A 12620-nucleotide genomic window follows, 5' to 3' on the forward strand; every position below is an offset into this window, starting at 1 on the left:
GCTCAATCCTATGCCAGTGGCTGGCCCCTATTGCGCATGATGTAATCGCCTCACTCGCGACTAACAGAGAAAGGCGCATCATGACCAATTCGGTACTTCGTTCGACACTGGCCACCCTCGTACTGGGATCACTCACCTTCGCCGCGCAAGGCGCCGCACCGCTGTCGAAGATCACAACGCCGGGCTATGCACGCATCATGGTGGGAGACGTCGAGGTCACGCCACTGAGCGACGGCACCGCCGATCTGCCGATGGTCGACCTGCTGAAGAACGACAAAGCCAAAACCAAGGCCGCGCTGGACAAGGCGCACCTGACCACGCCCACCACCACCTCGACCAATGCCTTCCTGGTCAACACCGGCAGCAAGCTGATACTAGTCGATACCGGCAGCGGCGCGCTGTTCGGCCCAACCCTGGGCAAACTGGCCGACAACCTGAAGGCGTCCGGCTACCAGCCGGAGCAAGTCGACGACATCCTGATCACGCACTTCCATCCGGACCACGTCGGCGGCTTGATGGTGAACGGGAAGATCGCCTTCCCCAACGCCACCGTCCACGCCGACAAGCGCGACGCCGACTATTGGCTCAGCCAGGAAAACATGGCGCATGCGCCCAAGGATTTCGCCGGCTTTTTCCAGGGCGCGATGACGTCGCTCACGCCCTATGTCAAGGCCGGCAAGTTCAAGCCCTTCGAGCATAACGGCGAAGTGGTGCCCGGCATCAGCTCCCTGTCCAGCTACGGCCACACGGCCGGCCACACTTCCTACGTGGTCGAAAGCAAGGGCAAGAAGTTGGTCATCCTCGGCGACCTGATACACGTCGGCGCGGTGCAGTTTGACGCGCCGTCGGTCACCATCGGCTTCGACAGCGATCCGAAACAGGCCTACGCCGCGCGCACCACCGCGTTCTCGATGATCGCCAAGGAAGACGACCTGGTGGCGGCCGCGCACCTGCAATTCCCAGGCCTGGGCTACATCCGCGCCAACGGCAAAAGCTGGACCTGGACGCCGGCCAATTACACCGTGCGCCCCTGAGCATCGCTGAGATAGGCCAGGCGGGCCGGAATCGAGATCCGCACCATCGTCTCGCCCGGCCGCGAAGTCACACTGTACTTGCCGCCGACCTGCTCGGCGCGACGGCGCATGGCGTCCATCCCGAGATGTCCGGGACGACCACCGGCCGCCAGGATATCGGCGGGAATACCGTCACCGTCGTCGCGCACCTCCAGCACCAGCTCCTTCGCCGCATAGGCCAGCGTCAGCGTCACCTGGGTGGCGTTCGCATGGCGGATTGCGTTGCGCAACGCCTCGCGGCCCACCACATACAGCTCGTCCTTCACCACCAGATGCAGGGCGCGTGAGACGCTTTGCTGTTCGACGCGTACAGGCACCGCCGCGCCTTCGCGTTCGACCAGCGCGTCGAACAGGTCGATCAGCTCGTCGTCGCTGCCATGGCGCAGGCTTTGCACCCGCTCGCGTCCCTCGATGATGGCGTTGTTGGCGTGCTCGATCACGCGCACCAGCTTGTCCCGCGTCTCGGCCTGGCCCTCGATCCTCTCCACGGCATTTTCCGCATGCAGAATCACGCCGTGCATGGACTGCAGCACCGTGTCATGCAGTTCGATGGCGATGCGTTCGCGCTCGGCCACACGCACCTGCAGACGTTCGGCCATGCGCCACGACAGCTGGCGGATGCGGTAGTGGTACAGCGCAAACACCAGCAAGACCAGCGCCAGCACGCAGCTGATGCGGAACCAGAGACTCTGCTCCATGGTCGGCTCCACCGTCACCCGCAGGCTGGTTTCGTTTTCGCTGGGCGTGCCGTCTTCGTTGAACACGCGCAGGCGGAATAGGTAGTCGCCGGCGCCAACGTTGGTGTAGGACGTCGAGCGGCGGCTGCCGGCGTCCTGCCAGTTCGCATCGACGCCATCGAGGCGGTATTCGAAGCGTACGCTCTCCGGCGCGCGCAGCAGCGGCGCGGTAAAGTCGACGCGGAAGTGGCCACTGCCAGGCGGCAGCCGCAACGCCCGGTCGGCCGGATACTCATTCCGGTCGGTCACCACGCGCTGGATGGCCGGCTGCGCCACCGCGCGATTGCGCGGCAGCTCGGCGGTATCCACGTACACCACGCCGCCAGTGGCCAGCAACCACAGATGACGGCCGTCCGGACTCATGGCGCTTGGCCAGCGCGTTTCGATCACCGCCCGGCCAGGATAGCCGTCCAGCGCGCCGAACAACTCGTAGCGCAGCGGCTGCGCCGGATCGGCGATGCTGCGCGCCCAGTCGGCGGCGCGCACGTGTACCAGGCCGGCGGCGCCGTTGAGCCAACGGTCGCCGTCGCGCGTCACCACCAGGCCGGAGACGTTGCGCAGCACTTCGGGATCGGCGGCGCGCCACATCGTCAGCTTGCCGTCCTTGAACACGCCGGTGCCGTCGGCGCCGCTGACTATCGGTTCACCACTGAGGAACACGCTGGTGACCATACCCAATTGGTGAATGTCGGTGGTGGTCAGCTTGCCGTCGTCGTAGAACACCAGCGTGCCGTCGCCGGTGGCCAGCCACAGTTGCCCGACGCCGGCGGGGCCGGACTGAAAGATCTTGGCCGGCAGCGTGAACGCCGTCGCCGGCAGCCATTTGCCGTCGCGCCAGCCGATCAAACCGGTCTCCATGGTGGCGGTCCACAGCACCTTGCCGTCGTCCAGAATACCGATCATGTGGTGATCGCGCGGCTTGCCGTCCGGGCCGGGCGGCAGCGGAATGACCTCCCTGCGGCCTTGCGTAATGCGTTCGATGGTGCGCTTGTTGCCGATCAGCACAGCGCCCTGGCGGCCGTTCGCCACCAGCGTCACCGGCGTACGCGCCACTGCCTCTGGTGGACGATCGGCCTTCAGCCGCCACAAGGTGTTGCTGTCCATATCGGCGGCCCACATATTGCCAGCGCCGTCGGTGGACAGGCTGTATCGAATCCCGGTGCCAACCAGGCCGCTGCTCAGCAAGCGGTTGCGCCGGAAACGATCAATACCGTTTTCGGTCGAGACCCAGATATTGCCTTCGCGGTCTTGCAGGATGCCGCGCGCTTCCTGGCCGGACAGCTGACGCACTTCACCCACGGTGGCAAGCGCCGCCTCCGTGCCAGCCGGCTGTGGACCTGGCGGCAGCGCCGACGGCTGCATGCGGCACACCAGCGCGGCGCAATCCATGGTCTGCCAGACCGCGCCATCGCTATCGAAGATGGCGCCCCAGCGATTTCCCGCATGCGCGTAGGCGTCCGGCCAGCGGGCGCCCGGCTGCGCCAGCAGCCGTAAGGCGCCGCCATCCCGCTTCTGCCACAAACGCCCATCCGGGGAGAACAGCAGCGGACCACCGCCATCCATCAACTTGATGAAGTGGCCGGCCTGGCGATCCAGCCGCCACACGCCATGGTCATTGCCGGCCCACAGATCGCCGCCCTGATCCATCACCATGCTGAATCCGATCGGACTGGCCCATTCGGGGCCCTCCTCGACCACGGTCCAATGGCCGTCCTTGAAGTGCTGGATATTACCGGCGAAGATCCACAGGCTGTTGTCGCCATCGACGATGACGGCGCCGATGCCATTGCGTGCGGCCGGCGCCGGCGGCAGCGCTTCGAGCCGGCCGTCCGGATGCAGCACCGAAAAGCCTTCGGCGTAATAGGTGATGTACAAGTCGCCGTTCGGCGCCGCGCGCAGCATGTTGATGCGGTCGCGGTTCAACCCCAGGCGCGGCGGCAGGCGGTAGCGGCTGAACTGCAGGCCGTCAAAGCGGTACAGGCCATCGGCGGTGCCGAACCACAGCCAGCCGTCCGCCGTCTGCGCCATGCCGACGACGCCCGGCGGCGCGCCTTCGGCGGCGGTCCACTGCGTGCGGTTGTAATCGGCCAGGTCTGGTCCCTTGGCCGCAGCCGCGCTTGCGGAGGCGGCCCAGCATGCCGTCAACACGGCCAGAACAAAAGCGCGTGCGCTTAGTATCATGCGGATATCCTCAGCAGGTGGACTGCCGATTATGACAGCGAACGCAGGATATCGGGAAGATTGTTGACTTCAAATGTCGGAATCGCTTCCGACGCGTTGTTCAGGCGCTGCGGGTTGAACCAGCAGCTGTCGATGCCATAGCGGTTGGCGCCGAGGATGTCGGCGTCCAGGCGGTCGCCGATGATGACCGCGTCTTGCTTCTCGAACGGCCGCGCCATGCGCGCCGCGTATTCAAAGAAGCGCACATCCGGCTTGGCGTAGCCGCAGGCCTCGGAGGTCGCCACGAACGAGATGTGATCGCGCAGCCCGGACTTGGCGATGCGCTGGTTCTGGATCGCTTCCACGCCGTTGGTGATGATGCCCACCTCGCCCATGCCGGCCAGCGTTTCGCACAGCTGCAGCGCGCCGTCGATCAGCACCACGGTATCCGACAGCGATTCCAGGTACAGGCGGCTGGCCGCCTCCGGGTCCAGTTCCAGGCCGTTCTCGGCGAAGGTCTTGCGGAAGCGCTCCACCTTGAGGAAGTCCTTGGACACGGTGCCGGTTTCAAACGCACGCCACAGCGCCAGATTGATGGCCTGGTAGCCAAGGAAAAGCTCGGCCAGGTCGCCATCCATGCCCAGCGCCTGCAAGGTGCGCGCGAACGACAACTCTTCGGACGCCTTGAAGTCGAGCAGCGTGTCGTCCAGGTCGAACAGGAAAAGCTTGTACGTCATACCTTGCGCACGAATTCAGTTTTCAGGCTCATGGCGCCGAAGCCGTCGATCTTGCAATCGATATCATGGTCGGAGTCGACCAGGCGGATGTTCTTGACCTTGGTGCCTACCTTGACGGTGCCGCCGCCGCCCTTCAGCTTCAGATCCTTGATGACGGTGACGGTATCGCCGTCCTGCAGCACATTGCCGACCGAGTCGCGGTACACGCGCGGACCATCGTCAGCATCGGCCGCCGCGCCGGCGGTCCATTCGTGCGCGCACTCGGGGCAAACCAGGTTGGCGCCGTCTTCGTAGGTGTATTCGGAACTGCATTTGGGGCATGCTGGCAAAGCGCTCATGGATAATCCTGACTTCTCAAAGCCAGGCAGTATACCTTATGCGAGCTTGCGGGCGACCCTGAAGCCGACGATGTCGTTGGCCAGCACCGCCGAAAAACCGTTGCGCACCGCAGAACGCAGGTAGCGCGGGTTGTACAGCCACGAGCCGCCGCGCAGCACACGCCGCACCGGATCGCCGCCCTCCTCCCACGCGCTGCCGTCGGCCGGCGCGCCGGCGTAGTTATCGTGTACCACGTCCTGCGTCCATTCCCACACGTTGCCGTGCATGTCGAACAGGCCCCATGGATTGGGCTGGAACGCGCCCACCTTGCTGGTGCCCTGGATGTAGGCGCCGCGCGGGCCGCCGTTGTAGGTGTAGTGACCGTCGTAGTTGGCCTGCTCGGTGCTGATGGTGTCGCCGAAGCTGAACGCGGTCTTGGTGCCGGCGCGGCAGGCGTATTCCCACTCCGCCTCGGTCGGCAGGCGGTACACATGGCCGGTTTTCTCCGACAGCCAGTGCAGGTACAGCTGTGCGTCCGCCCAGCTGACGCCGACCACAGGGTGCTCGTCGTTCTGCGCGAAGCCGGGCGCGCGCCAGTCGGTGTCGGACTGCGACTCCCAGCCGGTATCCTTGACGAAGCGGCGCCACTGTCCCACCGTGACAGGGAAGCGCGCCATGGCGAACGAATACTCGATGCCGACCCAGTGCTGCGGCAGTTCGCGGTCCAGCCAGTTCTTCTGCGCGCCGGCCTTGACGGCCAGCGCCTGCTCATGTTCGTGAGACCCCATCTGGAAGCGGCCGGTCGGTATCAGCACCAGGTCAGGCCCGGCGCCGGTGCCGTCGATGAAGCGGTCGCGCAGCACGCCGTTGGCGTCGGCCACCGGTGCATTGGCGGTCAGCGCCGCCAGTTCCGCCGCATGGCGCTCGGCCTGCTGCTTGCGATGACGCTCCTGTTCCTGGCGATAGGCGACTTCCGCCTTCAGCTGCGCGACCTTGCGCTGCTGTTCCTCCTGCGCGTCGCGCGCGGCCTTGGCGTCGGCTTCGCGGCGCGCCTGCAACTGCTCGCGCAGTACCTGCTTGCGCGCCTGCGCGGCGGCTTCCGCTTCGGCGCGCTGCCTGGCTTCCAGCGCGCGGCGTTGCTGGTCCTGGCGCTGCTTGTCGACTGCCGCCGCCTGCATCTCGGCCTGGCGGCGCGCGGCCAGTTCGGCCACCATCGCCTTGCGCTTTTCTTCCGCCAGGCGCGCCTGTTCGGCCTGCGCCGCCTGTTCTTTCTGGCGCTGCTGCTCGCGTGCCGCCTGTTCGCGCGCGGCCTGCTCGGCCTGCGCCGCCAGTTCAGCATCCGTCGGGCCGGCCGCGTGGCGCAGCTCCGCCAGCAGCTCGTTCACCGACGCCGGACGGCGCTCCTGCAGGTACGCAAAGCCTTGCTGCAGCACCTTCCACTGACGCTCGTTCAAGCCGCGCGGCGACGACGGATGGAAATCCGCCGGCCGCATGTCGTCGAACGGCATGCGGCCTTCCAGCAGCTGGTAGATCATCACCGCCACCGCATACACATCCAGCCTGGGCGCGGGCTGACGCTGGTGCGTTCCCGCTTCCGGCGCGCGGTAGCCGGCGGTGCCGGCGTTCGGCGTCTGCAAACCGAGGCTGCTGCCGGCGCTGCGCGCACGCGAGGCGATGCCGAAGTCCAGCAGCTTGACTTCGCCGCGCTGGGTCAGGAACACGTTGCCCGGCTTGATGTCGCGGTGGACCAGCTTGTGCTTGTCCCACGCATATTGCAGCGCATCGCCCACCGGCTCCAGCAACTTGTAGACCGATTCCAGCGGCAGCGGACCCTGTTCGGCCAGATACGCATCCAGATCCTGGCCTTCCAGGTATTCCATGATGATGAAATAGCTGGACGTGGCCGGGTCTTGCGCCCACTCGTAGACGCGGACGATATTTTCGTGCGCCAGCTTGCGCGCCTGCGTCGACTCTTCGATCAGCAGCTTGGCGTGGGTGGCGCTTTGGGTCAGCTGCGGCGGCAGGATCTTCAGGGCCACCTGCGCGCTGTGGCCCAGCTCCGCGTGCGTGGCCAGGTCGGTCGCCAGCCACACCTGGCCCATGCCGCCCATGCCGATCAGGCGTTCCAGCCGGTAGCGGCGGTTCTGCGGACCGATCTCCTGCCCCGTCATCAATCCCAGTTCCGTGCCCTGGCGCGCCGGCATCGGCACAGACGCAGCACTGCCTCCCGGCGGCGCGTACTCCGCGTCCAGGATGGCGTTCTTGCGACGGTCGAATTCTTGGAGACTCAACAAACCGTCATCATGTAAGGCCCGCAATTCGCGGATCTTGTCTCTTGCTGTCTGCATCATTACTCGAACTATACCGTTCCCTACGAAACTACGGGCGCGCCGCACTCGGCGCAAAATTTGTCATGCTCGCGGCCCGGCGGCACCACGTGGCCGTTGGCGCAGCGATGCACCGCCGCCGGCGCATGGTGGTGATGCACAGGCGCGCCGGCCTGCGCCACGCCGACGCCCAGCTGGCTCTGCGTGGTCAAGGCACTGGCGCTGGCGGTGTTCTGGATGTTCAGCAGATCGACCTGGTGGCGGCGGTCCTTGTCCAGCTCCGCATCGCGGTGCGCGCGTTCCTCCACCACGCGCTCATAAGCCAGTTTCGCCGCTTCGGCCGGCGTGACGCCCTGTTCGGCCGCGACCACCTGCGACAACGCCTGGATCTGCTCCGCCGTCATGCCGCCCTGGATCTGCAGCTTCATGATCTGCGCCACCGCTTCCACATTGGACGGCGCGGCCACGGCGGCCAGCGCCATGTCGCTCAGGCGACCCATGGTTTCCATGCGGCGGATTTCATGGTCCTGCTGCGATTGCTGCGTGCTGAAGGCGGCCGCGCGTTCCTGCTCGAATTTCCTCAGTTCGCGCTGCCATGCGGCTTCCTGCTCCTGCTGCTTGAGCATCTGGCGCTGCTCGTCCACCGCCAGCTGATCCAGCATGGCCTGCTTGGCGTTGGCCTGGTTCTGACGCGCGTGGATGCCGTCCGCCTCGATGGTGCGCAGCAGCTTTTCGTACTGGGCGACCGAATCCGCCTGCGCGCCGGAGCGCTTGAGGTCTTCGATCTTCTGGTTGATCTCCGCCACTTCGACGGCATTGCCGGCATCTTTCACCGCGTCGCCGCGCAGCAGGTCGCGCTGGCGGGCCAGCGCCAGCTGGTCTTCCCATTCCTGCACGCGCTGGGCCTCGCGCTGGCGCGCGGCGTTCGCCAGCGTCATGCCGAGGATGCGGGCGGCATGGGCTTCCGCTTCGATTTGCAGTTCGCGCGCTTTTTCGTCCTTTTCGCGCTGGCGCAACGCCGCCAGTTCGCTGCGCTTGTGCGATTCATCTTCGATCAGCAAGGCTTGTGCGATCTGGTTTTCAATCGCCTGCTGCTTCAGCTGGTGCGACAGGCGCTGCTGCGCCAACTGGCGCTGTTCGGCGGCGGTCTGCTGATGCACTTCCAGCTCGGTGCGCATGCGGATCTGCGCCAGATGGCGCACGTGGTCCCAGTCGGCCTGCTCGCCTACGCGGTGAGCTTTGTTCCTCGCCAGTTCGTGCTCCAGGTCCGCCAGCACGGTGCCAGCGCCTTTGTCGATGGCGACCTTGCGCGTCTTGGAGTCCATCACGCGGCTGTACAGTTCCACTTCGCGCGCGCGCAGGGCTTGTACGCGCTCGGCTTCTTTCAGCGTCAGTTCGGCCTTGTTGACGCTGGCGTCCTGGCGCAGTTCGGCGCGGCGGAAATCCGAGTGCATCTTCTGTTCTTCGCGCCAGATGGTCTGCCATTCCTCTTCGTTGTAGATCTGGTCCAGCTGCTTGACGTGTTCCAGCTGGACGTGGCGCTCATCGGCCACCAGCCACAGGGTGCCGATGCGTTCGCGGTTATGGTCGAATTTATCGTGGCGCAGCGCGGCGGTTTCCACGCCGTCCACTGCCAGGCCGTAGGTGGCCAGGCGCTGTTTGAGCGCGGCTTGCAGGCGTTCGTTCAGTTGCAGGCGCAGGTCGGCGTTGCCGGCCATTTCGCGCATCGAGCGGCTGCCGACGAATTCCGACGCCAGCTGGCGCACCGACGGTTCCAGCAGCTCCTGCAGATTGACGGTGCTGACCACGCCCGGCACGGTCATGAAGTGCTGTGCGAAAGCCGGCACGTTTTCAATCCGGATGGCGACGGTGAAGCGCGCCGAGATCTTCAGGTGCTCGGCGGTGTGCAGGTCGCTGAACGCGAACTCCACCGGCAGCGGCAGGGTGCGGGTGATCAGGATTTCGGCATGCTGGTTGCGCAGCAGGTGGTTCAGGCGGGTGAAGAAGCCTTCGATTTCGTATTCGCCCTGCGGCACCTCGGTGGCCTTGTCGGCCTGCAGGATGTAGGCGCGCGTGGTGGCCGGCACGCGCAGCGTCTTGGTGAAGATGCCGGACAGCGTGCTGACGCCGAAATACACGGCCAGTTCATTGTCGCCGGGGACCCAGCGGTTGTCGCGCAGGACCGGCTCATTGCGCGACGCGCCCAAGGTCAGGCCGCAATGCTTGCAGTAGCCCGACTGGTCGTCGTTTTTGTGCTCGCAACGCGGGCATTTCACGCCGCCAAAACCAAACATTTGGAACATGCCAGACTCCTTCTACGATTCATCTTCCGGGCTCCCCTGCGATGTGCAGATTTTAGCAGGGCGAGCGCGATTTGCTTCTTGCGCACGGTTTAAATCATGCCAATCTTGTCGATGCAAGCCAGCGTGGCGCCTTTTTGGCGCAGTCCGGCCGCAAATCCGGGCGGCAGCTGGTCTTGCCAGTCCTTCGGCAGCAGCACGCGGTCGCCGTGATTTACTTGATTGAATATTAATTCCAGCTTGGGTTCGCGGCCGTCCACGGTCTCCACGCGGCCGGCATGCCAGGCGCTGGAGCAGCCGGTGGCGATGATGCGTCCGCGCGGTACGAACTCCCTGCCGCGCGCCAGGCGGTCGGCCATCACCAGCGCCAGCTGGTAGGAGCCGCCCTGGAAACGCGGCTGGCCGAAGCGCACCACGCTGCGCCAGCGGTTCAGGCCTTTGCCGTCGAAATGGCGGGCTGCGGCCAGCGTTTGCTTGACTTCCTGCTGGGCGGTCAGATCCAGGCCTGGTGCGGCGATGCTGTCTTCTTCGCTTGCGGCAGGAGCTTCCAGCGGGAAGACGCTGATTTCGAGCCAGCCCAGGGTGTCGTTGATGCCGCCGCTGTGCAGCGGGAACCAGGTGCGCACGGTGGACACTGCGGCCGACGGATCGGCGTGGCCGCTCAGGGCGCCCAGGTGGGTGATGTGCAGCGTTTCGCCGTTGGCGGTGCGCACGGTGCCCGTGACGCGACCAAGGTGCCAGGCGTCGGAGCTGCCTTGGGCGGTGGTCGTTGTTCCTGGCTTGGCGGCGTGCAGGCCGCGCACCATGCGGTCGGCCAGCACGGCGGCCAGTTCCCACTCGCGCTCGGTGGCGGATGGCGCGATGTCCATGCTGAGGACAACCTGGTCGCGGCTGTCCAGGCGCGCTTCGGTGTGGCGCGCGAGGCGCACGACCTGCTGCATGTGTTCCGCGATCGCCGGGGCGTTTGGCGCCGAGCATTTGACGTCGGCGCGGTTGGCGCGCGGGCGGCGGCTGGCGGTGATGGTCAGTGTGCGGCCGTCGGCAAGCATGGTGCGGCATTCGGCGTTGGTGGGCACGGCGCTGATCGAGATAGTGCTCATAGCGAGGGTTCCGTGCGTTCGATGTGGGGCGCGCGGCGCAGGGACAGGCCGGTTTCCAGGTTGGCGCAGATGCGGTCTGCTTCGTCCAGCAACTGCGGCCATTGCTGGCTGTCGGCCAGCTGAAGGCGGGCCAGCAGGGACCAGGCTTCGTCCAGCGCTGTTTGGGCAGTCATCGTCTGTGCGCTGCGGCGGGCCTGGTCTGCGGCGGGCAGCGGCTGGTCTGGCGCGGCCCAGGCCAGCGACGGCATGGTGTTGACGTTCAGCGCGGCCATGCCGAGGCGCAGCAGCAGGGATTGGTGCTTCTCGAAGATCGGCAGGCCGTCGGGCAGCGTGAGCAGACGCAGTTCGACGCTCAACACCGGCAGTTCAATGAACAGGCGACGCAGCGCGCGCGCATCCTGCTCCGCCGCCGTGGCGCCATGCGGCATCTGGCCGCCCGCCACGCCGGTGCTGACAGCGGTCGGCGCCGCATGGCCGCTGGCGCTGGCGGCGCGAACGACGGTGGTGGTGGTGGTGGCGGTACGAGTGGCTGAGGCGTGAGCGGCAGGGGCAATAGCCGTGTCGGCGACGTCTGGCGCGGTTGCAATGGTCGCGGCGCCTGGTGCGGCGGTGCCGATGTGCGGCTCCACGGGAGCGGTCGGGCCCGCGCTGACGGCGGCATTGGCAACAGCTTTCTGCTCGGCGGCGCGGCGGTCGGCTTCGGCGGCTTGTTGGGCGCGGGACTGGAGGATGGTGGCGAAATCGACTTGTTCGCCCAGGTCGACCGGCAGGCAGTCGTCTACCGTCACGCCGTAACGCGTGTACATCAGCTGATTCAGCCCGGCGCGGAAGGCATGCCACTCGTCCAGCGACGTGCACGGCGGCAGATCCAGCGCTCCCTGCGCCAACTCGGCCTGCAAGGCCATGCCGGCGGCAGCGGCGAAGTCGGCCAACTCCAGACGCCCCGCCGTCTCGCTGAACAAATACAAATCAAACCGCTGCTGCGACACACGCGGATTCGGCGCATCGACCACAAACCGCAGCCGCAAGCCCCACTCCGGCGCCGACGCAAACGGCACCAGGTCCACCGTGTAAGGCCCCGGATGAAAACAGAACGCCATCTCGCCCTGCTCGCAAGCCACCTTCCCCGCAACCACGCGGCGCCCATGGCCCGCCGCGTTGAACACCACGACCACGCTCTGCGCAGGCGCGACATCGCCCGCCTCAAGCCGAAGCGCGATCAAGGTGGCGCCCAGGCCGCCCGTGTCGGCGGCCGGCTTGCGGCGGCGGCTGAATATTCCCATCATCTACGGCGCTACCGGTTGAACGGCAAAGCCGGCTCCATACAGTTGAAAATGCGACGCCGGCGCAGTGTCGAAAGGCCACGCGCGCTCACATTCGCCATCCGCATCCAGACGGCCCTGCAACACAATCGAGCCACCGCCGTCGATCACCCGCAACTGCGGTTGCTCCTGCAGCAAACGCGCGGCAAACGGCGCTTCCGCAGACAGACTCAGAATCACCTGCCAGCCGCCATCCTGCGGCAGGAAGTGCAAGGTCCAATAGCCATCATCGGTCACCAGCGCTTCCAGCGCCTCGGCGGTCGACGCCGCGCGCAGCATGCCGCTGCTGCCGGTCCACACCGGATCATTGGCGGCCTGCGGCGGCGCGGCCACCGCATGGCGCTCCAGCGACAACTGGCGGAAGCGGCGCAAGGTCAGCGGCGACGACGACAACGCCCGGCGCTCGTTCGGCGTCAACGGACGCACGCCGTCCAGCGCCGCCAGCAGCGTGGCGTCTGCCAGCATCAGGCGGTCGCCCGGCGCCGCGCGCGCCAGCAGCAGGCGTTCGCGCAGGCGTGCATCCAGGTCATCTTGTGCTGAGTTCAA

The 12620-nt window shown here is 66.4% G+C and carries 9 protein-coding genes; 1 reads left to right on the top strand and 8 read right to left on the bottom strand.

The window, feature by feature from the left end; translation table 11 throughout:
- The first annotated feature begins 80 nt into the window (after window positions 1-80).
- Window positions 81-1034: an MBL fold metallo-hydrolase gene (locus GJ698_RS07520; protein WP_154356983.1), complete on the top strand. Its 954-nt coding sequence runs from the start codon at window positions 81-83 to the stop codon at window positions 1032-1034.
- Here the strand turns inward: GJ698_RS07520 and GJ698_RS07525 are convergent.
- The 8 genes from GJ698_RS07525 to GJ698_RS07560 all read right to left on the bottom strand — a co-directional run bounded on the left by GJ698_RS07525 (window position 1016) and on the right by GJ698_RS07560 (window position 12620).
- Window positions 1016-3991, bottom strand: coding sequence for a sensor histidine kinase (locus GJ698_RS07525; RefSeq protein ID WP_154356984.1), 2976 nt, complete (start codon window positions 3989-3991; stop codon window positions 1016-1018). The two genes, GJ698_RS07520 and GJ698_RS07525, sit on opposite strands and share 19 nt — an antisense overlap.
- Before the next feature lie 29 nt (window positions 3992-4020).
- Window positions 4021-4707, bottom strand: coding sequence for a YjjG family noncanonical pyrimidine nucleotidase (locus GJ698_RS07530; protein WP_154356985.1), 687 nt, complete (start codon window positions 4705-4707; stop codon window positions 4021-4023).
- Window positions 4704-5045 carry a zinc ribbon domain-containing protein YjdM gene (locus tag GJ698_RS07535; RefSeq protein WP_154356986.1) on the bottom strand — a complete coding sequence of 114 codons (342 nt, stop codon included), beginning with the start codon at window positions 5043-5045 and terminating at the stop codon, window positions 4704-4706. Before GJ698_RS07535 ends, GJ698_RS07530 begins: the two co-directional genes overlap by 4 nt.
- A 36-nt stretch (window positions 5046-5081) precedes the next feature.
- A complete protein-coding gene (locus GJ698_RS07540) occupies window positions 5082-7376 on the bottom strand; it encodes an SUMF1/EgtB/PvdO family nonheme iron enzyme (protein WP_154356987.1) in 2295 nt (764 codons plus the stop codon).
- Between the two features lie 20 nt (window positions 7377-7396).
- A complete protein-coding gene (locus tag GJ698_RS07545; RefSeq protein ID WP_154356988.1) occupies window positions 7397-9655 on the bottom strand; it encodes a hypothetical protein in 2259 nt (752 codons plus the stop codon).
- An 89-nt stretch (window positions 9656-9744) separates the two neighbouring features.
- Window positions 9745-10752, bottom strand: a complete 1008-nt coding sequence (locus tag GJ698_RS07550) for a hypothetical protein (RefSeq protein WP_154356989.1) — start codon at window positions 10750-10752, stop codon at window positions 9745-9747.
- On the bottom strand, window positions 10749-12038 hold the full coding sequence (locus GJ698_RS07555) for a hypothetical protein (RefSeq protein WP_307766648.1): 1290 nt from the start codon (window positions 12036-12038) through the stop codon (window positions 10749-10751). Before GJ698_RS07555 ends, GJ698_RS07550 begins: the two co-directional genes overlap by 4 nt.
- On the bottom strand, window positions 12039-12620 hold the full coding sequence (locus GJ698_RS07560; RefSeq protein WP_307766649.1) for a hypothetical protein: 582 nt from the start codon (window positions 12618-12620) through the stop codon (window positions 12039-12041).

Source organism: Duganella aquatilis, assembly GCF_009674565.1.
Lineage (GTDB): Bacteria > Pseudomonadota > Gammaproteobacteria > Burkholderiales > Burkholderiaceae_D > Rugamonas > Rugamonas aquatilis.

What these genes read in the sequence shown, in the direction of transcription:
- GJ698_RS07520 (WP_154356983.1), top strand. Translation starts at nt 81, where the DNA reads ATGACCAATTCGGTACTTCGTTCGACACTGGCCACCCTCGTACTGGGA.
- GJ698_RS07525 (WP_154356984.1), bottom strand. Translation starts at nt 3,991, where the DNA reads ATGATACTAAGCGCACGCGCTTTTGTTCTGGCCGTGTTGACGGCATGC.
- GJ698_RS07530 (WP_154356985.1), bottom strand. Translation starts at nt 4,707, where the DNA reads ATGACGTACAAGCTTTTCCTGTTCGACCTGGACGACACGCTGCTCGAC.
- GJ698_RS07535 (WP_154356986.1), bottom strand. Translation starts at nt 5,045, where the DNA reads ATGAGCGCTTTGCCAGCATGCCCCAAATGCAGTTCCGAATACACCTAC.
- GJ698_RS07540 (WP_154356987.1), bottom strand. Translation starts at nt 7,376, where the DNA reads ATGATGCAGACAGCAAGAGACAAGATCCGCGAATTGCGGGCCTTACAT.
- GJ698_RS07545 (WP_154356988.1), bottom strand. Translation starts at nt 9,655, where the DNA reads ATGTTCCAAATGTTTGGTTTTGGCGGCGTGAAATGCCCGCGTTGCGAG.
- GJ698_RS07550 (WP_154356989.1), bottom strand. Translation starts at nt 10,752, where the DNA reads ATGAGCACTATCTCGATCAGCGCCGTGCCCACCAACGCCGAATGCCGC.
- GJ698_RS07555 (WP_307766648.1), bottom strand. Translation starts at nt 12,038, where the DNA reads ATGATGGGAATATTCAGCCGCCGCCGCAAGCCGGCCGCCGACACGGGC.